The organism is Chitinophaga sp. (assembly GCF_017745275.1).
Classification (GTDB): domain Bacteria; phylum Bacteroidota; class Bacteroidia; order Chitinophagales; family Chitinophagaceae; genus Chitinophaga.
The window spans coordinates 1,145,066-1,168,531 of record NZ_JAGHZS010000001.1 but is presented as its reverse complement, the minus strand read 5'-3'; the positions used below and the strand labels follow the sequence as shown (position 1 = coordinate 1,168,531).

Genomic DNA, 23,466 nt, shown 5'->3' with positions numbered 1-23,466 from the left:
TTTCATCGGTTAAGTAGTCATCAGAGAAGTGCTATTGCACAATGAGTTTATCGAAAGTCACGTTCCCGTTTACATTCAGCATCACTGTATAGATGCCGGCTGCAAAGTGATTAACTGGCAATACCACCGTACTCCTGCCAGCACCTAGTTCGAGGAACTGGTGGTAAATAGTTTGCCCCGCAGGATTGATCAACTCAAGGGTAAGCGTTGCGTTAGATAACAGGTCAAACTGAATTTTGGTATTGGTAACAGCAGGGTTTGGAAACAGTATGTAGCTCTTGACAGGATTTGTCAACGGGGGAAGTTTTGGCAGTTCTTCCGGTTGCTGAAAGCCCTGTGTTAAAAAAAACTTGCCATTGGTTACTGGTTGTATCACTGCTTCTCCAACGGTGTACTGAATCATCATTTTTTGAACTGTTGCTGCACCTCCGGTACTTGCAACAACCTGCCGGTTTAGAATAATCTGGGCCTGGGAAGATAGGTTAATACATGTCAATAAAAATAACGCACACGCGCTGGTGAGTATAAATGTTTTCATATCACGTTGTTAATCAATAAGAGGGTGGGGATACTGCAATTGCGCAGTGGGTTTACATGTGAGATAGGCGATGTACTATCGCAGCAAGTAAAACTTTAGTCCATTAAATAGTCGTTTTTAGGGTGTTACTTCTCTTTTTGCTCCAACTTTTTGCTTCTTTCTTTGGGGGAATCGTATTTGACCAGTTATAATCAATCACTAATTTGAACGAAATCGGTTAGCCGGAAAACCTACATTTATCTTTTGGCAGAAATTGGAAAAAAAATGGTAGTTATAACGGTAAAATTGGTTTCTTATAAATTAGTTATTATTAATAGTATTAATGTATTAGTGGGCGGCGCCTGATATCCGCTGCCATCGAGCGTTTACCAGTAGCTGGAAATTTCCTTATAATAAAAAGCAGGTATCCTGAGATACCTGCTTTTGTAAATTATTTAATACTGAATAAATGCTGTTAACAGCCTATTTCACGTTTACCATTACTTTGATAACACCTGCCTCACTGTTCAACTCCTGCAATGCCTTCCCGATAACCTGTCCTGGTTTTACTTTATCTAAATCTGCCTTCATCGCATATCCGGGTTTGCTGGAAGTAACAAGTAAATCTCCCCGGTGAATAATGCCATTTTCATTACATACTTTGGTAGGAATTACCCCTACTACACCCATGGGTACTTCTTCGGAAAGATCTGTTTCAACGTCATGCTCTGTCAGTAGCACCCCGGGCCTTGTAGCAAATACACCGACTACCAGTGTGGAATACGGTTCTGATGATTTTTCAACGGTACGATCGGCGTGTGTGGCAATGACCAGCACATCTCCCGCCTCGTAAGCATTTCGTTGTCCTGACACTGCAAAAGATTCTGCGAGGTCAGCCCCGGAGTTTTGTGTACCTCCATTGAAGAAGCCGCGGCCAGCTTTATTGATACGGGCTACGTTTGCACTGGCACTTTGGAATACGGCAATGTTGCCGGATGGCCCCTGATGGTTAATAAGCATTGTGCTACCGGTACCTGTGGTGGTAATGTGAACCACTGGCTGTCCGTTGGCATTATTAAAATTAGCAAATCTGCCGGCCTTACCGGTTCCGAAGTTGGGTATAAAACCGGAAATAGCATTTCCTCCACCATCGCAGGAAGCTTCTACACCATCTCCGTTACCCCCGGCATTGGCGGTGATACCATTGCCATTACCCTCTGAAAGCGCTACCACTGCAGGGCCATTACCCGCTGGATTGGAAGAATGAAATAACCCTGCGTATCCACCGGTACCGGAAGAAACACCATAAATCCCCGCAGTCCCGAAATTGGCGAACTGAGAATTTACTTCGCCTTTTACGGCGGGAGAAGTACCAGTAGTTTTATCTACCAGGAAATTACCCGCTATTCCATTACCTACGGTGGTCACTGTGATCACATCGCCGGTATTACTTTCATTAAAAATGTCAAACCTACCTGCTCTGCCGGTAGAAAAGGAAGGAACCCAAGCGTATAGTGCATTACCAGCGCCATCTATATTTGCTTCTACAGCATTACCGTCCTTACCAGCGTTAGCAGTAATAGCATTACCATTACCGTCGGTTAAAGCAATTAATGATGCTCCGTTACCTGAAGGATTGGAAGCATAGAATAAACCCGCACGTCCACCCGTGCCGGAGGAAACGCCAAACACACCAGCCGCTCCGAAATTGCCGAAAATAGTATTTACCTCGGCCCGTACAGCAGCGCCAACGCTATTGGTATTGTCTAACAGGAAGGAGGAGGCGTTGCCCAGTGTGTTGTCAGGAATATTTCCATTTGCGTTGCTGACTACCTCGAGGATATTGGCATCTATATTAGTAGTATTGAAGTTTTCAAAACGTCCTGCGCGGCCGGTACTGCCATTCAAACCCACCTGGCCGTATACACCGATACCAGTATTGGCTGTATTGGTAGCAACAAAGCCCCTTACGCCATAGCCGCCGCCATCATTACGACCTACCACAGCGCCGGCTATATCACTGGTGGTACGTCCTACTACAGCTTCACCACCACCGTTATTATCACCCACTACTCCTGCAGAGGATGTCGCGGAGGTAATGCCATGTATACCAAAACCGGCTCCTGTACTACTGAGTACACCTGCGCCATTTCCAGTGGAGGTCACATTAACAACAGTACCATTACCAACAGTATTAACAACTAACGCATTGTTGTTATTGGAATTATTATAGATAGAAATATTGGCTGGTATACCGTTATTACTGGTGGCATTTAACCCGGTACCAGTATTACTATTGGCATATACACCGTAACCGTTGGCAGAAGCATTACCATATACACCTAAACCATTCGGTGTAACGCCATATACACCCCATCCGGAGCCGTTCTGCAACCCATACACACCTATGCCAAGTCCGCCCGTACCATTGTTGATACCTCGTACTGCAGCAGAAAATCCTCCTGGTGAAGTAGAAGATACAATTCCCCTGACAGCAGAAATGTTGCTGGTAGCTGTGTTATTTACTCCCTCTACAGAAGTACCATCTCCATCATTCGTGATGCTGAAAAGTGTACCTGCGTTATTTTCTACTGCCACGAAAGGTAGGGTTAAGCCACCTCCCGGAGGTGCACCGGCTACCCATTGTGCGCCATCGTATTTAAGTATTTGTCCCGCTGCAGGCACCACATTGCTTACTGGCTGTCCTTGCAAACCTTTTACAACCGGATTAGGATAAGTGCCAGTCAAATCACCACCCGCCGGTCCATTCGGAGGCAAGCTGGTTGGAATAACACCAGGCGCAATTTTAGCCAGCGTCACTTTTCCGTTACCAATTAATGGATTAGGATAAGTGCCTGTCAGATCACCTCCTGCAGCAACACCATTAATGTCGCCAGCCGGACCTTGTGGTCCTACCGGCCCAGCCGGTCCAATAGGCCCAACGGGTCCCGCTGGTCCAACCGGTCCTGCTACGCCTGGATCACCCTGCACTCCCTGAGGTCCTGCTGGTCCTACGGCTCCTACGGGGCCGACAGGTCCGACAGGTCCGACAGGTCCAACCGGACCCGCTACTCCCGGGTCACCTTTAGCACCTTGTGGTCCTACAGCTCCCATTGGTCCGACAGGTCCAACCGGACCCGCTACACCAGGATCGCCTTTGGCTCCTTGTGGCCCTACTGCACCTGCAGGTCCAACTGGCCCCACTGGCCCAACCGGACCCGCTACACCAGGATCGCCTTTGGCTCCTTGTGGTCCTACTGCGCCTGCAGGTCCAACCGGTCCCACTGGTCCTGCTACTCCCGGGTCGCCTTTAGCACCCTGGGGGCCCACTGCACCTGCAGGTCCTACTGGCCCAACCGGCCCAACCGGACCTGCTACCCCAGGATCACCTTTTGCGCCTTGTGGTCCTACAGCTCCCATTGGTCCAACTGGCCCCACGGGTCCAACCGGGCCAACCGGGCCAGTTGCACCGGGATCGCCCTTGGCTCCCTGTGGTCCTGCTGCACCTGCAGGACCCACTGGGCCAACCGGACCAGGATCACCTTTGGCGCCTGCAGGTCCGGCAGGGCCCGGATTACCGTTAGCAGCAAACAATGCATAGGGCACACTCATTAACTGAGAGGTGCCTAATTCGCTGAAATTATTGCCATTCACAGAAATTTCAACCTTTAGGTATTGATTGGCATTAGCCCATGGAACGCTGCTATAGGTACCGGTTAAAGGGGTTCCCTTACCAATTTGCAGCGTGAATAAACCAAGGTTATTGGTAGTGGCATTATGCGTTTCCTGGTATTGAACAGGACCCGCGGCAGATCCGCCTAATATAGAAAAACGTACTGTTACTGATTGATTGCCGAGTACAGTACCATTGGCGTTTCGGGCTACCGCCTGGTAATTAGTTCCGGTAAGCCCGCTTTGTGCCTTTGCAGCTTGAAATGATATCAATAGCACTATAGCCAGGTAGTATATCTTTTTCATAAGAATCATTTTAAAAGTTTATAGTGCTCTTAATTTTTTTTATGAGGAGCAGAAGCACCACCTCCATCCTGGTTGGGTACCGAATGTGTAGCTGGTTGTAAAGATTTGTCTTGTTTTAAGTTATTGGCAGACTCTTTTGCACTGATATCAGATGGTATAGTCGCTGCCTTTTGCTGGGCGGCAGCCTTATTCAGCGTACCTGTGCTACGAGTAGGTTGATAATTGGTAAAAAGCCGTCTTTTGGTGGAGGTTGATACAACGGAAAGATCAGGCTTTGTTCGTACAGACTTGGACTGCAGATTAGCAATGTCTTTCTTAAAATCTGGAAATAAGGCATCCCTCATCTTGCCGGTTCCTCCGCCTATTTGCCCCGGCTTTATTTGTTCTGGCCTTGTTTGTTCAGGCGGCGTTTGTGCATTCGCGTAAGTAAGTCCTGACAGTAGGAAAGAGAGGAGTAGAATCAGTGATTTCATATGAATGAGAGTTATAGATACATGAAAGAATAATTGTTTTTATAGGTCGCAATAGTTTGTTTTTTGGTTTCATCCGGCTCCGCTTATCTAATAATCAGCTGGTTGCTTCCACAGTTTTAAGGTTGAACGGTTTCATCTCTTGTGCCGCCAATATTGTAAACCAGCGAAAATTTCAACGTTCTTTTCTGAACAAGGCTCTCGCCAGTGGGCAACTGGTAGGCGAGATCCAATGCCAGGTTGGATACCCGTACACCCATACCTGCCGAAAAATGTTGCCGGTAGCCTTTATTTGGATGTTCATAAAAGTATCCGGCCCGTACAAAAAATACCTGCCGGTAAGCATATTCCACACCAGAGCCAATGGTAAATTCTCTCAGCTCCTCGTTAAAGCCGCCGGGAGCATCTCCAAAAGAGGAAAAGATGGCTGATACCAGGCCGCGGTTAGGGTCTTTCCCTTTTAAAATCTGGCTGGTTTCTATACCGTTTGAGTCCAGGGCATAAATAGGAGGAGTAGGAACCAGTAATTTATTGATGTCGAGAGAAAGCGTGAATTCATGGTCGGCTGTGTGAACAAACGTATAGCCGCCACCGATACGAAGATTCATCGGCAGAAAACTCTTTCTCGTATTATCATCTGTGTATTGCAATTTGCTGCCGATGTTGGTAATGCTGACACCAAAGCAGTACCGGTTGCCAAAATCCAGCAGGTCTTTAGTGTTCTGATAATAATAACTGATATCTCCTGCTACTGCGGATGCAGGCTTTTGTTGCAGGCTGTTGTAGGAGCCTTGTCCCAGTTGACTGCGAATATATCTTACACCTATTGCCAGCGACATATGTTTGCCCAGTTTTCGGGAGTAGGCTCCATCAATCGCAAATTCTTTGGGGTTATAATCCTGAAGCACCGTTCCATTGTCATCTCTGAAAGTGACGGAACCATAGTTAAAGTATTTTAAGGAAACGCCCAGTCCTTCAGATTGATTCCAGTTTTTATAGGCAGCCACATAAGCCATATTCGATTTATTATTGTTCAACTCCCACATCCAGGGTGAGTAGTTGGCGCTGACGCCCCAGTCGCCTGCAAATACTATTTTGGCTGCATTGGAAAACAGCGAATTGGCGTCTGGGGTTAATCCGGTGGTGGCATCGCCGGTACCGCTGCTGCGGGCGTCGGGGTTTACCAGCAGGAAACTGGCGCCAATGTTGGGTGGTTTCTGGCTGCCCTTTTGTGCGGATAACCGGCTACTGGTAGCCAAAGTACCAGCAAGAAGCAGGATGATATAACCATGTTTCATGTGTTATCAATTAAGTGTGATCGGGATGGCAGGTAACGTGTTACTGCACAATGAGTTTCTCAAAAAATACGTTCCCGTTAACGGTCAGCATAACAGTGTATATGCCCGCTGCGAAATGGTTGACAGGCAATACCACCAGGTTCCGTCCTGTACCCAGTTGCAGGAACTGGTGGTAAACATTTTGTCCTGCCGGATTAATTACTTCAATCGTAATACTGGCGTTGGTTAGCAGGTCAAATTGGATTTTGGTATTGGTGACCGCGGGGTTGGGGAATATGACATAATTCTTCACCGGAGTTGCGCCGGGAGGTAGTTTAGGAAGTTCCTCCGGTTGCTGAAAACCTTGCGTTAGCAAGGTTTTACCATTAGTAATAGGTAGCACTACTGCTTCTCCTATGGTGTATTGAATGTGGATGTTTTGTACAACTCCCTGGCCGCCTGAAACGGCGTTTACCTGTCGGTTAAGTATTACCTGGGCTTGGGATGATGTACAGACACAGTGCAGCAACAGCAGTGCACAAATGCTACTGAGTACAAATGTTCGCATATTAAATGGGTATATCGGTAAATAAATTGTCAAATAAGGCTATCGCGCTACATCAGATCTGTTATTGCCGTACATAAATGACGTGACAACCTGTAGAACAGGGAATGGTGTACAGTTTTTCATTCATAAATACATGTTTGTTTAAGGGGAATTATGTAATGACCGCTCTTGCTTCTTAAACTTTCCGATCCTGGGGGATTACAACTACTAACAATTCGCTACAAAAATGGTTGAAATGGGGTAACAGGAGAACTGCCATTTAACTTTTGGTGGGATTTTCCCAAAAGATGGTTGATACCGTCTAAAAACTGGTTTTCGAGCTTCTACTTATTGTATAGAATTATAATGTGATAAAATGCTTGTACTCGTTAAAAAGAAATAACAATTTGGAAAAGCTAGTCATTTTATTTATTGTCAAAAATAAATTACCTTTGCCCCCCAAATTGCATTATTTAGTCACTTTAATATTATGGCAGACTTAAAATTTCAAAGGAACTTTGGTATTGCGGCGCACATTGATGCGGGTAAAACCACTACCACAGAACGTATCCTGTATTATACAGGTAAATCCCACAAAATTGGAGAGGTGCACGAGGGTGCTGCTACAATGGACTGGATGGCACAGGAGCAGGAAAGAGGTATTACCATCACATCTGCGGCAACCACTTGTTTCTGGAATTTTCCAACCTTACAAGGTAAAGCCTTACCTGATACCAAACAATATAAATTCAATATCATCGATACCCCAGGTCACGTGGACTTTACCGTAGAGGTAGAGCGTTCCCTGCGTGTACTGGATGGTCTGGTGGCATTGTTCTGCGCTGTATCCGGTGTTGAACCTCAGTCTGAAACCGTTTGGCGTCAGGCTAACCGCTACCGTGTACCCCGTATCGGTTTCGTTAATAAAATGGACCGTTCTGGTGCTGACTTCCTGAACGTGGTAAAACAGGTAAAAGAAATGCTGGGTGCTAACCCCGTTCCTTTAACCCTGCCAATCGGTGCTGAAGATTCCTTCAAAGGGGTTGTTGACCTGATTACCATGAAAGGTATCATCTGGGACGAAGAAGGTAAAGGTGCTACCTACCAGGAAATTCCTATTCCGGAAGATATGGTGGCAGAAGCGGAAGAATGGAGAGCTAAACTCGTAGAAGCAGTTGCTGAATACGATGATACCCTGATGGAGAAATTCTTCGAAGATCCTAATTCAATCTCCGAAGCTGAAATCCACGAAGCTATCCGTAAAGCTACCATCGACATCGCTATCATCCCTATGATGTGCGGTTCCTCTTTCAAAAACAAAGGTGTACAGAAGATGCTGGATGCGGTTTGCCGCTACCTGCCTTCTCCAATGGATGTGGAAGCAGTAAAAGGTACTGATCCTGAAACTGGTGACGAAATTGAGCGTAAACCAGATGCTAAAGAACCACTGTCTGCACTGGCGTTCAAAATTGCAACCGATCCTTTCGTAGGTCGTCTGGCGTTCTTCCGGGTTTATTCCGGTCACCTGGATGCAGGTTCTTATGTACTGAACACCCGTACCGGTAAAAACGAGCGTATCAGCCGTATCATGCAGATGCACGCTAACAAGCAGAATCCTATCGATTTCATCGAAGCTGGTGATATCGGTGCTGCTGTTGGTTTTAAAGATATCAAAACCGGGGATACCCTGTGTGATGAAAAATCACCAATTATCCTGGAATCTATGACCTTCCCAGAACCAGTTATCAGCATCGCTATCGAGCCTAAAACTCAGGCAGACGTTGATAAAATGGGTATGGCACTGGCTAAACTGGTAGAAGAAGATCCTACCTTGAAAGCTAAAACTGACGAAGAAACCGGCCAAACCGTACTGAGCGGTATGGGTGAGCTTCACCTGGAAATCATCGTTGACCGTATGCGTCGCGAGTTCAAGGTAGAAGTTAACCAGGGTGCTCCTCAGGTAGCATACAAAGAAGCCCTGACTACCAAAGTTGAACACCGTGAGGTATTCAAGAAACAAACCGGTGGTCGTGGTAAATTTGCTGATATCCAGGTTGAAATCGGACCTGCTGATGCAGAATGGCTGAAAGAAAACGAAGGTAAATCCTTACAGTTCATCAATGATATCTTTGGTGGTGCGATCCCTAAAGAGTTCATTCCGGCTGTACAGAAAGGCTTCGAACAATCTCTCAACCAGGGTGTTCTCGCTAACTTCCCGCTGACCAGCTTAAGAATTCGTCTGTTTGATGGTTCTTACCACCAGGTGGATTCCGATGCAATGTCATTCGAATTGTGCGCTAAACAAGCTTTCCGTGAAGCTGCCCGCAAAGCTAAACCAGTATTGCTGGAGCCAATCATGAAAGTAGAAGTTCAAACTCCAGACCAATACATGGGTGATGTTACAGGTGACCTGAACCGTCGTCGTGGTATGCTGGAAGGTATGGACGCCAAAAACGGTGTTCAGGTAATCAAAGCTAAAGTGCCACTGAGCGAAATGTTCGGTTACGTAACTCAGCTGCGTTCCCTGTCTTCCGGTCGCGCAAGCTCCATCATGGAGTTCTCTCACTATGCTCCAGCTCCAAACAACGTAGCTGAAGAAGTGATTGCTAAAGTGAAAGGCAAAGTAAACGCTTAATCACAGCTTTTTATACGCAAAGGGTTGTTCTGCGCAAGCGGAACAACCCTTTCTGCTTTCCGGGCCCAACTGACATGAACATGCTATTGCCAGGATAAGAATATTCGATATTTTCGGTGTAATAACCTACAACTGAAATTTACTTTTTGCTAACTGCCAGGGTCCTGATCTACAGGACCTTTTTTATTTTTTTTCCCTCCATAGAGGGAAGTGTCATTTCAAGCGTCTAGTTCATAGAATGTATTCCACTTCACCTATATTTTTTTAGACCGTCTTGAAATTATGTCAATAGATTTATTGCAAGCACCTCCTACAACTGTGGTTTCTACATCGGGAGAAATGATTACACTAACTTCCGGCCTGGACTTGATTCTGCCCTGCTGGAACCCTTCGGGCCCCTGGGTGGAATCACTTATCAGGCATTATCATGAAGTAACGACCATCATGGGAAAAGTGCCGGTTCAGCTGATTCTGGTGAATGACGGATCATTGCGGAATTTCACTGCACAGCATATTGCCTGGCTGGAAGCAGCCATCCCCAATATTATTATTGTTAGCTATACCCGCAATCGTGGTAAAGGATATGCGGTGAGAGAAGGTGTAAAACGTTCCCAACATGCTTTCCAGGTATACACAGACCTGGATTTTCCATTCGGTGTATATGCCGTGAAAGAAGCATACGACCGCCTCTCCCAGGGGTTGGACGTAGTGGCTGGAGAAAGAGGTGCTGCCTATCTCAGGGAATTACCACGTAAGCGTCGTATTATTACCCGCATTAGCCGTGCATTGAATAGGGTAGTGTTGGATCTGAAAGTCGACGATGCACAGGCGGGGTTGAAAGGCTTTAATGCCTATGGCAGGAATATACTGCTGAAAACCCGCGTTGATGGCTTCCTGTATGACAGCGAATTTTTGTACCATGCCGGCAAGCGCCCTCATATTAAAATTGGCGCAATCGCAGTATCTTGCCGCCCCGGTATTCAGTTTTCTTCTTTCCGCATGAAACTTTTAATGAAAGAACTGCTGAATTATTGCCGGATTATCATGGGCTCAAAAGCCGCTTAGACTTTTTATGGAACAAACGAACAGGATATTGATCAGCGTTGACGTAGAGGAATTTGATATCCCGGAAGAATTTGGTCAACAGGTATCATTACAGGAGAAGCTGGAAGTTTCCAGAAGTGGTTTACAGGCTACCCTGGCATTATTTGACAAATATAACGTACGTGCTACTTTTTTTGTGACGGCTTACTGGGCCCAACATTATCCTGAATTAATCAGGCAAATGGCGGCCAAACACGAAATAGCCTCTCACGCATATTACCATAGCTCATTCTCTGAAGCAGACCTGGAAGGTTCCAGGTTAGCCCTGCAGGAAATCAGCGGTCAACAAATACAGGGCTTTCGCATGCCCCGTCTCCGTAAAGTAAACATGGAGGCTTTAAAGGCCGCAGGATATGTATATGATGCCTCGGTGAATCCCACCTGGCTGCCGGGGAGATATAATAACTGGCATCTGCCGAGAACTCTTTTTAAAGAGAATGATACGTGGATTATCCCATCTTCCGTATCCCCCCTTATCAGGTATCCCATATTCTGGTTAAGTATCAAAAACATGCCGCTGTGGGTGACCCGCCATTTTAGTAAAAGGGTTTTAAAGAAAGATAATTACCTGTCTTTTTATTTCCATCCCTGGGAACTGATGGATATTAATTCGTATACGTTGCCGGCTTATATCAGACGCGTTTCGGGAGAAAAAATGCAACGTAAAATGGATGGATTCCTAAGTTTCTTACAGCAACAGGGAACTTTCTGTACACACACCGACCTGCTAAAATCACGCTAGTGCCGACTTTATAATATACATCTTTCGCTGCCGGACTACCTGGTTGCGAAAGATGTTTTTTATGCAACAACATTTAAGTTATAAATGTTATAGTAATAATGAATAACGATAAGTATTCATGTTCAGAGAATTTCCGAACTGTACGATAACATTTTTTTTTGAAGAACAAGCGCTTAGTATATTCATTTTCAGTAGTTTTGTAAGAACAGATGATATCTGTTGTCATGTGATGTTTGTTGAACGATGCTGAAGACTACCCCCATTATCCCCCTGCCTTTTATATTTTTTTTGATGGCTGACTATTGACAGCTTAGATGCAAATGGATGCGTTTGCCTGGAATTTTCTTATTCATTCAACACGTTAATTGTTAAAACAAAAAATCAGACTATGAAAAGAATTCGTCTCTTGACCCTTGCACTTTCAGCTGTATTGTTTGGTTCTGCTGCTAATGCCCAGATTCAGAAAGGAAATATTATGGTGGGCGCGGATCTCACCAACCTGAGTGTTACCTTCCAAAAAGAAAGTACTGCTTTTAGCTTTAACCTGTCCCCAAAAGTAGGCTGGTTTATCAAGGATGGGCTGGCCATTGGTGGTTACGTTGATTTTGGTGCCAATACCACTAAGAACAAAACAACGGATACCAGGGCGTCCAATACCAATTATGGGGTAGGTGCATTTGCCCGTTATTTTGTAGAGGATAAAAATGTAAGAAAACTCGAATTTTCGAAGAGAACCCGGTTCTTTGTAGAAGCGAACGCTGGTTTTGCTGGGCAAAACCCCGCCAGTGGAGCTTCTACCAATGGTTTTAATGTAGGTATCGGACCTGGCATTTCTTATTTTATTACACCAAATATTGGTCTGGAAGGTTTATTTAAATATGATCTTACTGTAGGTGGTGGTAACTCTACTACTGCTAACCGTCTTAGCCTGGGCGTAGGCTTCCAGATTTATCTGCCTTCTGCCAAAGCAAAAGCTATTTATAAAGAAGAAAGAAGCGGAAAATAATTGTGTACAAACACCTATTGGGTTACGGAAACAGGTATGTTTTCCGTAACCTTTTTTATTTGCAGTCCTAACAGGAGTAAGGGTTGAACAAAATGAACAACAGGGGTAAGAATGAATTAAGTGAACGATGGCTTTTTAGCAGGAACCTGTTATTTTAGTAACCTGTCTGCGATGATGCGGGCAGGGGGATTGCCGAAAACCCGTAATAGAGTAGGCGTTACGTCCATAAATACCTCAGTATGATAAACACTATTCTCGCTGCAGTGCTTAAGTTTTGGCAAACCGTAATCGGAGCACTGTAATTTCTGCGTTGTTACAAAAGGATATTCTCCTGATGGGATTGCCGAAAACCATACAATAGAGTAGGCATAAAAGAAAAACAACCTACTTATGATCCTCGATGCGTTAAACACATTTCTGAAAGGCCTGCTGGCATTACTGGTATCTGCGCTCGGTGGTCTTTAATGATGCCGTTAGCACACGCCCCTGACCTGGCAATAGTGTTTCAGCTAATGTTAAGGTAGTGCACGAAAATCATTCGTCTTTTTTAGTGTATTTCACAATCTAATTTTACAAATGAGTAAAGGTTTCCATAATCATATGGAAGCCTTTTTTATTTAGAATAATGTGTTGTGATTTATAGTGCCTGTGGTAGCGGATTGAACAGGATTGTTTCAGGAATCCGAACTGAATAAAATGAACGAAGGATTTTTTGTGAATAGACTTTAATTTCGGCGAACACTTAAAAAGAGAGTGTACCTGGGATTGCCGAAAACCAAATCAAAAGAGTAGGTATCACCCCGTAGTAAAAACTATCTTATGGCTTTACTGACTCAACTGCTGGCAACCATCGTTGCACTGCTGAAATCTCTGCTGGGTGGTCTGTAATCAGATGCCCCCGCTAAGGGATACAGTATTTAAGCGATGCTATTTCCCTTACGCACATCATCCGAAGGCTGTTCATATATGAACAGCCTTTTTTTATTAGTCAGTAATCCTTTCTAATTCATGCTGATAGCTGAATGAACAGGATCAGTTCATTTTGTTACGAATGAACAAAATGAACGATTACATATTGAATGATTGCTTTTAATTTTAGGACTGTTAACTGAATAACAACTGGGAATGCCGAAAACCAGGCAATAGAGTAGGCAATATCTTATAAAAACCTTTTTCCCATGGATTTACTGAATCAACTGCTGGCATTAATCTTAGGATTAGTAAGATCATTACTGGGTGGTTTAGGTGGTGGCTTACCACTTTAATCGGGTAGCCATTCGGCTATAGACGTACCCCAATCACGTTAATTATTTAACAAAGGGTTGTTCCGGGAAAGCTGGAACAACCTTTTGTATTGAAAGATGAGGCTATAGAAAGTTTGCAATCCTTCCGTTGTGTTTCCTGGTTGTAATAACAGGATTTTCTATTTTAAAGAGATTAGATATAATTTGGTGAATACCTGGTAACTGAAATTCACCAGGGATGCTCTTAGGGAATCCGGGGAGGGGAGCGGAGCGTATTTTGGGCATCAGGGTATCATTGGCAGGTTCATGCGATATTCAGGTCCGGATCCTGGTCTCTAAAACCTCATTAAAGTTCTGGAAGCCCACTGGGCGGAATTTCTCGCCTGCCAGGTACTGGTTTAATCCCATCTCCCGAAAAAAATATAAAGAAATCCACCTTTTTTGGGTTTTGAAATTTGTTTTCCTATATTTGTCAAAACGAGCATGTGAAGTTACCTTAAGGCTTAACGCACACACAATGAATGTTTTCTGAAGCCTTAATGCCAATTAATTTTGTTTTCCTCCCCTTCCAACTACTACCGGAGCTGGCTTTTTGCCCCGGAACTTTCATTTTTTTCTGAGATTTATTTGCCAAATAGAAAAAACGGGTTACCTTTGCCCTCCCAAATTGTATTGGGAAAAAACTAGAAGAAGTTCATTGCATATGTCTCAGAGAATAAGAATCAAGCTGAAGTCCTACGATCATAACCTGGTAGACAAGTCTGCTGAGAAGATCGTTAAAACCGTGCGTAACACGGGTGCCGTGGTAACAGGTCCAATTCCTTTACCTACCGAGAAGAAAATATTTACAGTATTACGTTCTCCGCACGTAAATAAGAAAGCGCGCGAGCAGTTCCAACTGTGTACACACAAACGTTTACTGGATATTTACACGTCTTCTTCCAGAACTGTAGATGCGCTGAGTAAGCTCGATCTGCCATCTGGAGTAGAAGTTGAAATTAAAGCATAGGACAACAGCAAGGCGGGCGAAAGGCCGGCCTTTTATTGATTTATGGTTATCCTGTTGATTTTCAACAAGATAACAATTTTAACAACAAACATAGGTTGCGCCTTCTGGGCAACCACCCAATAAATGTATTTAAACCGCCCATCCTGGGGATAGCACGAAATCCCCCAGGCGCTGGGTAAAATCATATAAAAAATGAAAGGTATTATTGGCAAAAAGATTGGTATGACCAGTATCTTCGAAGCTAATGGTAAGCAAACTGCTGTAACCATTATCGAAGCGGGTCCCAACGTTGTAACCCAGGTAAAAACCCTGGAAACAGATGGTTACAATGCAATTCAGGTTTCTTTCGGTGAGAAGAAAGAAAAGCACACCACAAAAGCAGAAAGCAGTCACTTCGCGAAAGCAAGCACCTCTCCCAAACGTTTCGTAAAAGAACTCCGCAACCCGGATGTACAGAAAGCCCTCGGTGAATCTATCACCTGCGAAATCTTCGCAGAAGGTGAGACAATTGACGTTGTAGGCACTTCCAAAGGTAAAGGTTTCCAGGGTGTTGTAAAACGCCACGGATTCAGTGGTGTGGGTGAAGCTACCCACGGTCAACACGATAGAAGCAGAGCTCCTGGTTCTGTTGGTGGATCATCTTATCCTTCCCGCGTATTCAAAGGTATGCGTATGGCCGGCCAGACAGGTAATGAAAGAGTGAAAGTGAAAGGTCTGAAGATCGTGAAAATATTCCCTGAAAAGAATTATATCCTGGTAAGTGGTTCCGTTCCCGGCCACAATGGTTCAATCGTTTTAATCCAGAAGTAACATGCAAGTAGATATTTTAAATATACAAGGAAAGAAAACCGGAAGATCCATTGAACTTCCTGAGGAGATCTTTGGTGTTGAACCTAACAACCACGTAATCTACCTGGCTGTTAAGCAATACCTGGCTGCTCAGCGTCAGGGTACCCACAAGGTAAAAACCAGAGCTGAAGTAAAAGGTGCTTCCCGTAAACTGCACAAACAAAAAGGTACTGGTGGTGCCCGTAAAGGTAACATCCGTAACCCACTCTATAAAGGTGGTGGTACCATCTTTGGACCAAAACCACACGGTTGGGGTTTCAAACTGAACAGAAAAGTAAAAGATCTCGCTAAGATCTCTGCCCTGTCAGTAAAAGCTAAAGAGAACAGCATCATCATTGTTGAAGATCTGCAACTCGAAGCACCTAAAACCAAACAATTCGTTGGTTTCCTGAAGAACCTGAACATCAATGTAGAAGGCAGAAAAACTATGTTTATCACGCCTGAATACAATGACAACGTTTATCTGTCTTTGAGAAACATTCCTACTGTAGACGGTACCGTTCTGAGCGACGTAAACACTTACGACATCATGAACAGCAACTATATCGTGTTCACAGAAAGCGCTGCTAAGATCTTCACTGAAGAGCCTGCTGAAGCGTAAGGATAACAATTAACAAAACAAGCTAAGCGCTGAACGCGGATAGCTAAAAGATATAAAGAAAATGAAACTTTCTGACGTTTTAATCAAACCGGTGGTATCCGAAAAGGTTAACAAAGCAACCGAAAAATTCAACCGCTACTACTTCATCGTTGACAAAAAAGCCAACAAACTGGAGATCAAAAAAGCAGTAGAAGAATTTTACGGCGTAACCGTAGCAGATGTAAATACTGCTGTAATGCCAGGTAAAGCTAAATTCCGCTTTACTAAAGCCGGTTTCATCGCAGGTAAAAAACCGTCTTACAAAAAGGCGATCATTACCATTGCAGCTGGTGAAACTATAGATCTGTATGCTAACATGTAGTGCCTTTCCGGCCTGAACAGCCGGGATGTGGATGTATATGCAGATCACTTTTATATTAATTAACATTTAACTTTTTAGGAAGTAATGGCACTGAAGAAGTTCAAACCAATGACGGCCGGTACCCGCTGGAAAATAGGCAACGCTTACGCTGAGCTGACATCGGATACCCCTGAAAAAAGCCTGCTGGAACCAATCAAAAGGACCGGTGGTAGAAATGCGCAAGGAAGAATGTCCATGCGTTACATAGGTGGTGGTCACAAGAAACAATACCGCGTAATTGATTTCAAACGTGATAAAGAGAATGTACCAGCTACAGTTAAAACGATCGAGTACGATCCAAACCGTAGCGCATTCATCGCACTGGTAAGCTATGCAGATGGTGAAAAACGTTACATCATCGCTCCACAGGGCCTGCAAGTTGGCGGTACTGTAATCAGCGGTACTGACGTTGCACCTGAAGTAGGTAATGCTTTACCTCTGAAAAATATGCCACTGGGTACTGTAGTACACAACATTGAGCTGCAACCTGGTAAAGGTGGTGCGATCGCAAGAAGCGCCGGCGCTTATGCACAGTTATCCAACAAGGAAGAAAAATATGCCGTACTGAAAATGCCTTCTGGTGAGCTCCGCAAAGTATTGAATACTTGTAAAGCAACTGTAGGTACTGTTTCTAACTCTGACCACGCACTGCAATCCATCGGTAAAGCAGGTGCTAACCGTTGGAGAGGTATCCGCCCCCGCAACCGTGGTGTGGCTATGAACCCTGTGGATCACCCAATGGGTGGTGGTGAAGGTAAATCTTCCGGAGGCCATCCAAGATCAAGAACTGGTAAATATGCGAAAGGTCTGAAAACCAGAAAACCGCATAAGAGTTCTGATAAGCTGATCATTAGCAGAAAAAACGGTAAAAAATTATAATTTCTGAATTCGGGCTCCGGTAGCAGTATCGGATCCCGGGTTTGAAAAATCATAAATCAGTAAGACATGGCTCGTTCCATAAAAAAAGGTCCTTACGTAGACCAGAAATTAGAAACTAAAGTTGAGAAAATGAATACCGGCACCAAAAGGACTGTTATCAAGACCTGGAGCCGTCGTTCTACTATCACTCCTGATTTCGTAGGTCACACTTTCGCAGTTCACAATGGCAACAAATTTATTCCTGTTTATGTAACGGAATTCATGGTAGGTCATAAACTGGGCGAATTTGCTCCAACACGTAACTTCAGAGGACACGTTAACAAGAAAATGTAAATTATAGTCTGAGGTTTGAGGTTTGAAGTATCAGTTTCAAACCTGCAACATCAAACATCAGGCATCAGACACTTAATAATAAAAGAAATTAATTACAATGGAAGCAGTAGCTAAGCTGAATAATAATCCTACATCTCCCCGCAAAATGCGTTTGCTGGCGGACTTAATCCGTGGTCTGGATGTAGAAAAGGCTTTGAATATTTTGAAATTCCATCCGAAACACCCAAGCGTACCTTTAGAGAAACTGCTGGTATCTGCAATCGCTAACTGGAAAGTTAAGAACGAAGGTGCAAGGGTAGAAGATGCTAACCTGATCGTAAAAACCGTTTTTGTTGATGGTGGCCGCACACTGAAAAGAATGCGTCCAGCTCCACAGGGAAGGGGTTACCGTATTCGTAAGAGAAGTAACCACGTAACGATTGTAGTGGACGGTAAAGCACAATAATTCGTGCAAATCGGAAACGAGATAGAAACAAAACTATTTAAACTAATAGACAAATAACCAGAACATGGGTCAGAAAACAAATCCTATTGGTAACAGGTTAGGTATCATCAGAGGATGGGACTCTAATTGGTATGGCAGCAAAAAAGATTTTGCTACCAAACTGATCGAAGATAACAAGATCAGAACTTATCTGAATGCCCGTATCAACAAAGGTGGCATCTCAAGAGTTGTGATCGAAAGAACTTTAGGTAAGTTAATCATCACTGTTCATACTTCTAAGCCTGGTATCATCATCGGTAAAGGCGGTAACGAAGTTGATCGCATCAAAGAAGAACTGAAGAAGCTGACAGGTAAAGAAGATGTTCAGATCAACATCCTCGAAATCCGTCGTCCTGAAATGGATGCTAACATCGTTGCTGAAACAATTGCTAAACAAATCGAAAGCCGTATTAACTACAAACGCGCTATCAAAATGGCAATTGCTACTGCTCTGAGAATGGGTGCAGAAGGTATCAAGGTTAAAATCAGCGGCCGTTTAGGTGGTGCTGAAATTGCCCGCTCGGAAGAAATGAAACAAGGTCGTACTCCATTACATACTTTCCGTATGGACATCGATTACGCTTCCCTGTTCGCTTTAACCGTTTATGGTAAAATCGGTATCAAAGTATGGATCTGTAAAGGTGAAGTACTGGGTAAACGCGATCTTAACCCGAACGTTTTAACCGGTAAAGAAGGCGATAACCGTGGCACTGGTCATGGTGGTGAAAGAAGAGAACATCACGGTGAACGTAGAGACAACCGCGGTGGTGGCGAAAGAAGAGGCGGTGGAGAAAACCGTGGCGGCGGCCGCAGATAATATCTGGCGGTAGAGCAGACATTAACAATTACTATTAACATTAACAACATAGACGATGTTACAGCCAAAAAGAACGAAACACAGGAAGATGCACAAAGGCCGCATCAAAGGGAACGCTAAAAGAGGCGCTACCCTCTCCTTTGGTACTTTCGGTCTTAAAGCATTAGAACCTAAGTGGATCACCGACAGGCAGATTGAAGCTGCTCGTGTGGCGCTCACCAGACACATGAAACGTGAAGGTAACGTGTGGATCCGCATATTCCCTGACAAACCTATCACTGCTAAGCCTTTGGAAGTGAGGATGGGTAAAGGTAAAGGTGCTCCTGACCATTGGGCAGCAGTAGTAAAACCAGGTAGAATTTTATTTGAAGCAGACGGCGTTTCCTTACAGGTAGCGAAAGAAGCAATGGAACTCGCAGCTCAAAAACTGCCCATCAAAGTAAAATTTGTTACCAGCCGCGACTACGTAGCTTAATAACAGGTACACAATAACTAAAAATCCGGTAAACCTGCCCCGGCAGCTAACCGAATCAAACTCAATACAATGGCAAAAGAAAAGCTGGAACTGAAAGGCCTGAGCGAACAAGAGCTTAAAGAGAAGATCTCTGCTGAGGAACTCCGCTTGAAAAAAATGACCTTTGGTCACGCAATTACGCCGATCGAAAATCCAATGAGCATCCGCGCCGTAAGACGCGATATCGCCCGGATGAATACCGAACTGCGTAGAAGACAACTGGGCTTCTAAATCTTCAGTCCCGGTAACACCGGGGCTGCTGAATAGCATTAGTATAACAATTTATGACCTCCTCACGGAGGGTTAAATACTTTCAACAATGACGACCGAAAGAAAATTAAGAAAAACCAGGATTGGTGTGGTTGCCAGCAACAAAATGGATAAAACCATCACTGTTAAGGTGGAGCGTAAGGTAAAGCACCCGATCTATGGTAAATTCGTGAAAAAAACTACCAAGTTCATGGCACACGACGATAAGAACGAGTGCAGCATTGGCGATACCGTGAAAATCGCGGAAACTCGTCCTTTGAGCAAGAACAAGTGCTGGAGACTGGTAGAAGTAATCGCTAAAGTAAAATAATTCACTATTTGTTTCAAGCTGTATCCGGCAATCCCGGTTACAGCCGCTGACTAAACAATATCAAATCTCATTTCGATGATACAACAAGAATCAAGACTGAGTGTAGCTGACAACAGCGGTGCGAAAGAAGTACTTTGCATCCGCGTGTTAGGTAACTCCGGTCAGGACTACGCTGGCGTAGGTGATAAAATTGTAGTAACCGTTAAGGATGCAATGCCGGGCGGTGGTGTAAAGAAAGGTATGGTTACCAAAGCGGTAATCGTAAGAACTAAGAACAAATTACGTCGTAAAGACGGTTCTTATATCCGTTTCGATGATAACGCAGTAGTACTGCTGAATAACTCAGACGAACCTCGCGGTACCCGTATTTTCGGTCCGGTTGCACGTGAGCTGAGAGACAAGGGTTATATGAAAATTATCTCCCTCGCTCCTGAGGTATTATAAGATATTATCGATGATGGGATTCAGGATTTTTGACAAAAATTTCCTGAATCCCAAAATTCATAAATATTTCTTATCTTTGCAGCCCGTTTGCAAAACGAGAAAAAACATTAATCAAGCGAAACAACTGTTTCGCTTGGCGTTTATAAATAAATCAAAGTAATGAAAACTAGATTTAAGCCTAAATTCAACATTAAGAAGGGCGACCTGGTTGCGGTTATTGCCGGTGATGACAAGGACAGAACTAAAGCACGTAAAGTGCTGGAAGTACAGCCTGACAAAGCCCGCATTCTTGTAGAAGGCGTTAACATTATTACCAAGCACACGAAGCCTACTGCTCAGAATACCAAAGGTGGTATTGTTAAGCAGGAAGCTCCTATTGCTATCTCTAACGTAATGCTGTGGGATGCTAAAACTGGCAAACCAACTAAAATTAACAGAAAGAGAGAAAACGGGAAATTAATTCGTATCGCTAAAAAATCAGGGGAGGAAATTAAATAATGTCAAACGCAAAATATACTCCGAGACTGCAGAAAAAATACCAGGATGAGGTAAAATCTGCTCTGATGAAGAAATTCAACTACAAAAGCGTAATGCAGGTTCCCCGTTTGGTAAAAATCTGCCTGAACCAAGGTATTAACGGCGCTGTAGGTGATAAGAAACTGGTAGACATCGCAGTAGACGAAATGACCCGTATTTCCGGTCAGAAAGCTATTGCTACCCTGTCTAAAAAGGATATCTCCAACTTCAAACTCAGAAAGAACATGCCTATCGGTGCACGTGTAACTTTACGCAGCACTAATATGTACGACTTCCTGGATCGTTTGATCTCTGTATCCCTGCCACGTGTACGTGACTTCAAAGGTGTGAACGAAAAAGCTTTTGACGGTCGTGGTAACTACACAATGGGTATCACCGAACAAATCATCTTCCCTGAAATCGACATCGATAAGGTAACTAAAATGTCCGGTATGGATATTACCTTCGTTACCACTGCTACCACTAACGAAGAAGCTTACGAGCTCCTGAAGGAAATGGGTATGCCGTTTAAGGGTATGAAAAAAGATAATCAGTAAATCGAAACGATAATATAATTATGGCAAAAGAATCCGTAAAAGCCAGACAAAGGAAAAGAGAAGCTATGGTAGCAAAGTTCGCAGAAAAGCGTGCTGCCCTGAAAGCTGCCGGTGACTACGCTGCACTGGATCAACTTCCAAAAAATGCTTCTCCTGTTCGTCTGAAAAACAGATGCCAGCTGACCGGTCGTCCTAAAGGATACATGCGTCACTTCGGTCTCTGCAGGAACATGTTCCGTGACCTGGCTCTGGCAGGTAAAATCCCTGGCGTTAGAAAAGCCAGCTGGTAATTAAAAAGATTGACGCATTTGGTTATTTATTCCATGAAGCAATAATCAAATCCGTATATCTCTGAATGTAAGTTATTTGATTCCCATCTTATTACGATTGGATATCGCATTGTAAACATTATCAAACTATTTCAACAATGGTTACTGATCCAATAGCAGACTTCCTGACACGTATCCGGAACGCGCAAATGGCCACCCACAGGATTGTGGAAATTCCGGCTTCCAAGCTGAAAAAACGCATTACAGAAATTCTGTACGACAAAGGTTATATCCTCAAGTACAAATTCGAAGAGGATAACAAACAAGGCGTTATCAAAATCGCTTTGAAATACGATCCAATCTCCAAAGAGCCCGCTATCAAAGAAATACAACGTATTAGCCGTCCAGGTCTGCGTCAGTATGCTAAACCAGATGAGTTTAGACGTGTGAAAAACGGTTTAGGCGTGGCGATCATCTCTACTTCTAAAGGTGTAATGACCGATAAAGAAGCAAAAGCTCAAAACGTAGGTGGCGAAGTAGTTTGCTACGTATATTAATATATTGATTGATTGGTTGTTGCTCAACCAATCAATCACTTAAGTTATCTGACAATTAAGCTCTCTATACGGCGCTGAACACGGATAACCGGTACAATAATATCAAACAACTTTTTAAATTAAAGTTATGTCTCGTATAGGTAAAAGTCCTATCAAGTTGGCCAGCGGCGTTACAGTTACTGTATCTGCTACCAATGAAGTAACCGTAAAAGGCCCTAAAGGTGAACTGAAAAGGAACATCGACAGGGATATGAAAGTAGAAGTGAAGGATGGCGTGTTGACTATCATCCGCCCTACTGAACAGATCCGTCACAAAGCGCTGCACGGTTTATACCGCGCTTTGCTGGCAAACATGGTTACTGGTGTAACTGATGGCTTTAAAAAACAACTGGAACTGGTGGGTGTGGGTTATAAAGCTGCAAACAACGGTCAGTTGCTCGATCTCGCATTAGGTTATTCTCACAATATCATCTTCGAAATTCCAAAAGAACTGAAGGTAGCTACCCTGACTGAAAAAGGTCAGAACCCTAAGATCATGCTGGAAGGTATCGATAATCAATTACTGGGTCAGGTGGCTGCTAAAATCCGTAGCCTGCGTAAACCAGAGCCTTACAAAGGTAAAGGTGTTCGCTACAGTGATGAAGTGGTACGTAAGAAAGCTGGTAAATCAGCTGGTAAATAAAATTTTTAATTGGCTAATCAGCTTTTTAAGCTGGTTAGCCGATTTTAACAGATATCCCGGCAGCATCGGGGTAATAAAATAAAACTCAAAATGAGCACAAAAGTTAACAGGAGACAGAAAATCCGCTACCGCATCCGCAAGAAAATCTCCGGTACTGCAAAAGCACCAAGATTATCTGTATTTCGTAGCAACAGTGATATCTATGTGCAATTGATAGATGATACCAATGGCACTACCCTGGCTTCAGCTTCTTCCCGTGATAAGGATATCAAAGCCCAGCAAGGAACTAAATCTGAAAAATCTGTAATGGTAGGAAAAGCGCTGGCTGCTAAAGCATTGGCACTGGGTCTGACCAACTGCATTTTCGACAGAAGTGGTTATTTATATCATGGCCGCGTTAAAAGCGTAGCTGACGGAGCAAGAGAAGGCGGTCTTCAGTTTTAATCACGAGGTCC

At 44.0% G+C, this 23,466-nt stretch carries 27 protein-coding genes; 22 read left to right on the top strand and 5 right to left on the bottom strand.

The window, feature by feature from the left end; genetic code table 11:
- Positions 1 to 31: 31 nt before the first annotated feature.
- The 5 genes from J7623_RS04735 to J7623_RS04715 all read right to left on the bottom strand — a co-directional run bounded on the left by J7623_RS04735 (position 32) and on the right by J7623_RS04715 (position 6,810).
- Positions 32 to 538, bottom strand: coding sequence for a T9SS type A sorting domain-containing protein (locus tag J7623_RS04735; RefSeq protein WP_291917740.1), 507 nt, complete (start codon positions 536 to 538; stop codon positions 32 to 34).
- Between the two features lie 462 nt (positions 539 to 1,000).
- Positions 1,001 to 4,495 carry a hypothetical protein gene (locus J7623_RS04730; RefSeq protein WP_291917738.1) on the bottom strand — a complete coding sequence of 1,165 codons (3,495 nt, stop codon included), beginning with the start codon at positions 4,493 to 4,495 and terminating at the stop codon, positions 1,001 to 1,003.
- Between the two features lie 29 nt (positions 4,496 to 4,524).
- Positions 4,525 to 4,968, bottom strand: a complete 444-nt coding sequence (locus J7623_RS04725) for a hypothetical protein (protein WP_291917736.1) — start codon at positions 4,966 to 4,968, stop codon at positions 4,525 to 4,527.
- Positions 4,969 to 5,084: 116 nt separating this feature from the next.
- A complete protein-coding gene (gene porV / locus J7623_RS04720) occupies positions 5,085 to 6,263 on the bottom strand; it encodes a type IX secretion system outer membrane channel protein PorV (RefSeq protein WP_291917733.1) in 1,179 nt (392 codons plus the stop codon).
- 40 nt (positions 6,264 to 6,303) lie between these two features.
- Positions 6,304 to 6,810 carry a T9SS type A sorting domain-containing protein gene (locus J7623_RS04715; protein ID WP_291917731.1) on the bottom strand — a complete coding sequence of 169 codons (507 nt, stop codon included), beginning with the start codon at positions 6,808 to 6,810 and terminating at the stop codon, positions 6,304 to 6,306.
- Between the two features lie 469 nt (positions 6,811 to 7,279).
- Between J7623_RS04715 and fusA the strand changes: the two genes are divergently transcribed.
- From fusA to rplR, 22 genes are all read left to right on the top strand, one after another.
- Entirely contained in the window at positions 7,280 to 9,424 is a 2,145-nt protein-coding gene (gene fusA, locus J7623_RS04710) for an elongation factor G (RefSeq protein ID WP_291917729.1), read from the top strand.
- 339 nt (positions 9,425 to 9,763) lie between these two features.
- Positions 9,764 to 10,489, top strand: coding sequence for a glycosyltransferase (locus J7623_RS04705; protein ID WP_291917725.1), 726 nt, complete (start codon positions 9,764 to 9,766; stop codon positions 10,487 to 10,489).
- 7 nt (positions 10,490 to 10,496) lie between these two features.
- Entirely contained in the window at positions 10,497 to 11,270 is a 774-nt protein-coding gene (locus J7623_RS04700; RefSeq protein ID WP_291917721.1) for a polysaccharide deacetylase family protein, read from the top strand.
- Between the two features lie 388 nt (positions 11,271 to 11,658).
- On the top strand, positions 11,659 to 12,276 hold the full coding sequence (locus J7623_RS04695) for an outer membrane beta-barrel protein (protein ID WP_291917718.1): 618 nt from the start codon (positions 11,659 to 11,661) through the stop codon (positions 12,274 to 12,276).
- A gap of 1,947 nt (positions 12,277 to 14,223) precedes the next feature.
- A complete protein-coding gene (rpsJ, locus tag J7623_RS04690; RefSeq protein ID WP_012789286.1) occupies positions 14,224 to 14,529 on the top strand; it encodes a 30S ribosomal protein S10 in 306 nt (101 codons plus the stop codon).
- Between the two features lie 192 nt (positions 14,530 to 14,721).
- A complete protein-coding gene (gene rplC, locus J7623_RS04685; protein ID WP_291917716.1) occupies positions 14,722 to 15,339 on the top strand; it encodes a 50S ribosomal protein L3 in 618 nt (205 codons plus the stop codon).
- A 1-nt stretch (position 15,340) separates the two neighbouring features.
- The gene (gene rplD / locus J7623_RS04680; RefSeq protein ID WP_291917713.1) at positions 15,341 to 15,979 is read left to right on the top strand and encodes a 50S ribosomal protein L4; all 639 of its coding nucleotides are present in this window, start codon (positions 15,341 to 15,343) and stop codon (positions 15,977 to 15,979) included.
- A gap of 61 nt (positions 15,980 to 16,040) precedes the next feature.
- On the top strand, positions 16,041 to 16,340 hold the full coding sequence (gene rplW, locus J7623_RS04675) for a 50S ribosomal protein L23 (RefSeq protein WP_291917710.1): 300 nt from the start codon (positions 16,041 to 16,043) through the stop codon (positions 16,338 to 16,340).
- Between the two features lie 84 nt (positions 16,341 to 16,424).
- Positions 16,425 to 17,258 (top strand): 50S ribosomal protein L2, encoded by an 834-nt coding sequence (rplB, locus tag J7623_RS04670; RefSeq protein WP_291917706.1) that lies wholly within the window; start codon positions 16,425 to 16,427, stop codon positions 17,256 to 17,258.
- 66 nt (positions 17,259 to 17,324) lie between these two features.
- Positions 17,325 to 17,591 carry a 30S ribosomal protein S19 gene (gene rpsS / locus J7623_RS04665; protein ID WP_145672666.1) on the top strand — a complete coding sequence of 89 codons (267 nt, stop codon included), beginning with the start codon at positions 17,325 to 17,327 and terminating at the stop codon, positions 17,589 to 17,591.
- Positions 17,592 to 17,688: 97 nt separating this feature from the next.
- Positions 17,689 to 18,036, top strand: a complete 348-nt coding sequence (gene rplV, locus J7623_RS04660) for a 50S ribosomal protein L22 (protein WP_106527845.1) — start codon at positions 17,689 to 17,691, stop codon at positions 18,034 to 18,036.
- A 64-nt stretch (positions 18,037 to 18,100) separates the two neighbouring features.
- Positions 18,101 to 18,892, top strand: a complete 792-nt coding sequence (rpsC, locus tag J7623_RS04655) for a 30S ribosomal protein S3 (RefSeq protein ID WP_366838294.1) — start codon at positions 18,101 to 18,103, stop codon at positions 18,890 to 18,892.
- Positions 18,893 to 18,947: 55 nt separating this feature from the next.
- Positions 18,948 to 19,367: a 50S ribosomal protein L16 gene (rplP, locus tag J7623_RS04650; protein ID WP_079470768.1), complete on the top strand. Its 420-nt coding sequence runs from the start codon at positions 18,948 to 18,950 to the stop codon at positions 19,365 to 19,367.
- 69 nt (positions 19,368 to 19,436) lie between these two features.
- On the top strand, positions 19,437 to 19,637 hold the full coding sequence (gene rpmC / locus J7623_RS04645) for a 50S ribosomal protein L29 (protein WP_291917696.1): 201 nt from the start codon (positions 19,437 to 19,439) through the stop codon (positions 19,635 to 19,637).
- A gap of 88 nt (positions 19,638 to 19,725) precedes the next feature.
- Positions 19,726 to 19,986 carry a 30S ribosomal protein S17 gene (gene rpsQ / locus J7623_RS04640; RefSeq protein ID WP_079470766.1) on the top strand — a complete coding sequence of 87 codons (261 nt, stop codon included), beginning with the start codon at positions 19,726 to 19,728 and terminating at the stop codon, positions 19,984 to 19,986.
- Between the two features lie 75 nt (positions 19,987 to 20,061).
- Positions 20,062 to 20,430 (top strand): 50S ribosomal protein L14, encoded by a 369-nt coding sequence (rplN, locus tag J7623_RS04635; protein WP_079470765.1) that lies wholly within the window; start codon positions 20,062 to 20,064, stop codon positions 20,428 to 20,430.
- A 159-nt stretch (positions 20,431 to 20,589) separates the two neighbouring features.
- Positions 20,590 to 20,928, top strand: coding sequence for a 50S ribosomal protein L24 (rplX, locus tag J7623_RS04630; RefSeq protein WP_291917691.1), 339 nt, complete (start codon positions 20,590 to 20,592; stop codon positions 20,926 to 20,928).
- Positions 20,928 to 21,503 carry a 50S ribosomal protein L5 gene (gene rplE, locus J7623_RS04625; protein WP_291917688.1) on the top strand — a complete coding sequence of 192 codons (576 nt, stop codon included), beginning with the start codon at positions 20,928 to 20,930 and terminating at the stop codon, positions 21,501 to 21,503. Before rplX ends, rplE begins: the two co-directional genes overlap by 1 nt.
- 20 nt (positions 21,504 to 21,523) lie before the next feature.
- Positions 21,524 to 21,793, top strand: a complete 270-nt coding sequence (rpsN, locus tag J7623_RS04620) for a 30S ribosomal protein S14 (protein ID WP_142685981.1) — start codon at positions 21,524 to 21,526, stop codon at positions 21,791 to 21,793.
- Positions 21,794 to 21,930: 137 nt separating this feature from the next.
- On the top strand, positions 21,931 to 22,329 hold the full coding sequence (gene rpsH / locus J7623_RS04615; RefSeq protein WP_291917684.1) for a 30S ribosomal protein S8: 399 nt from the start codon (positions 21,931 to 21,933) through the stop codon (positions 22,327 to 22,329).
- A 127-nt stretch (positions 22,330 to 22,456) separates the two neighbouring features.
- A complete protein-coding gene (rplF, locus tag J7623_RS04610) occupies positions 22,457 to 23,011 on the top strand; it encodes a 50S ribosomal protein L6 (protein ID WP_291917681.1) in 555 nt (184 codons plus the stop codon).
- 90 nt (positions 23,012 to 23,101) lie between these two features.
- Positions 23,102 to 23,455 (top strand): 50S ribosomal protein L18, encoded by a 354-nt coding sequence (gene rplR, locus J7623_RS04605; RefSeq protein ID WP_291917677.1) that lies wholly within the window; start codon positions 23,102 to 23,104, stop codon positions 23,453 to 23,455.
- The last annotated feature ends 11 nt before the right edge of the window (positions 23,456 to 23,466 follow it).

Coding starts and splice junctions, on each gene's coding strand:
- rpsC (WP_366838294.1), top strand. CDS start 18,101: ATGGGTCAGAAAACAAATCCTATTGGTAACAGGTTAGGTATCATCAGA.
- rpsH (WP_291917684.1), top strand. CDS start 21,931: ATGGTTACTGATCCAATAGCAGACTTCCTGACACGTATCCGGAACGCG.
- rpsN (WP_142685981.1), top strand. CDS start 21,524: ATGGCAAAAGAATCCGTAAAAGCCAGACAAAGGAAAAGAGAAGCTATG.
- rplV (WP_106527845.1), top strand. CDS start 17,689: ATGGAAGCAGTAGCTAAGCTGAATAATAATCCTACATCTCCCCGCAAA.
- J7623_RS04715 (WP_291917731.1), bottom strand. CDS start 6,810: ATGCGAACATTTGTACTCAGTAGCATTTGTGCACTGCTGTTGCTGCAC.
- rpmC (WP_291917696.1), top strand. CDS start 19,437: ATGGCAAAAGAAAAGCTGGAACTGAAAGGCCTGAGCGAACAAGAGCTT.
- rplN (WP_079470765.1), top strand. CDS start 20,062: ATGATACAACAAGAATCAAGACTGAGTGTAGCTGACAACAGCGGTGCG.
- porV (WP_291917733.1), bottom strand. CDS start 6,263: ATGAAACATGGTTATATCATCCTGCTTCTTGCTGGTACTTTGGCTACC.
- rplP (WP_079470768.1), top strand. CDS start 18,948: ATGTTACAGCCAAAAAGAACGAAACACAGGAAGATGCACAAAGGCCGC.
- rplE (WP_291917688.1), top strand. CDS start 20,928: ATGTCAAACGCAAAATATACTCCGAGACTGCAGAAAAAATACCAGGAT.
- J7623_RS04695 (WP_291917718.1), top strand. CDS start 11,659: ATGAAAAGAATTCGTCTCTTGACCCTTGCACTTTCAGCTGTATTGTTT.
- rpsJ (WP_012789286.1), top strand. CDS start 14,224: ATGTCTCAGAGAATAAGAATCAAGCTGAAGTCCTACGATCATAACCTG.
- J7623_RS04705 (WP_291917725.1), top strand. CDS start 9,764: ATGATTACACTAACTTCCGGCCTGGACTTGATTCTGCCCTGCTGGAAC.
- rpsQ (WP_079470766.1), top strand. CDS start 19,726: ATGACGACCGAAAGAAAATTAAGAAAAACCAGGATTGGTGTGGTTGCC.
- rplX (WP_291917691.1), top strand. CDS start 20,590: ATGAAAACTAGATTTAAGCCTAAATTCAACATTAAGAAGGGCGACCTG.
- rplF (WP_291917681.1), top strand. CDS start 22,457: ATGTCTCGTATAGGTAAAAGTCCTATCAAGTTGGCCAGCGGCGTTACA.
- fusA (WP_291917729.1), top strand. CDS start 7,280: ATGGCAGACTTAAAATTTCAAAGGAACTTTGGTATTGCGGCGCACATT.
- rplW (WP_291917710.1), top strand. CDS start 16,041: ATGAAACTTTCTGACGTTTTAATCAAACCGGTGGTATCCGAAAAGGTT.
- J7623_RS04725 (WP_291917736.1), bottom strand. CDS start 4,968: ATGAAATCACTGATTCTACTCCTCTCTTTCCTACTGTCAGGACTTACT.
- J7623_RS04730 (WP_291917738.1), bottom strand. CDS start 4,495: ATGAAAAAGATATACTACCTGGCTATAGTGCTATTGATATCATTTCAA.
- J7623_RS04735 (WP_291917740.1), bottom strand. CDS start 538: ATGAAAACATTTATACTCACCAGCGCGTGTGCGTTATTTTTATTGACA.
- J7623_RS04700 (WP_291917721.1), top strand. CDS start 10,497: ATGGAACAAACGAACAGGATATTGATCAGCGTTGACGTAGAGGAATTT.
- rplC (WP_291917716.1), top strand. CDS start 14,722: ATGAAAGGTATTATTGGCAAAAAGATTGGTATGACCAGTATCTTCGAA.
- rplR (WP_291917677.1), top strand. CDS start 23,102: ATGAGCACAAAAGTTAACAGGAGACAGAAAATCCGCTACCGCATCCGC.
- rpsS (WP_145672666.1), top strand. CDS start 17,325: ATGGCTCGTTCCATAAAAAAAGGTCCTTACGTAGACCAGAAATTAGAA.
- rplD (WP_291917713.1), top strand. CDS start 15,341: ATGCAAGTAGATATTTTAAATATACAAGGAAAGAAAACCGGAAGATCC.
- rplB (WP_291917706.1), top strand. CDS start 16,425: ATGGCACTGAAGAAGTTCAAACCAATGACGGCCGGTACCCGCTGGAAA.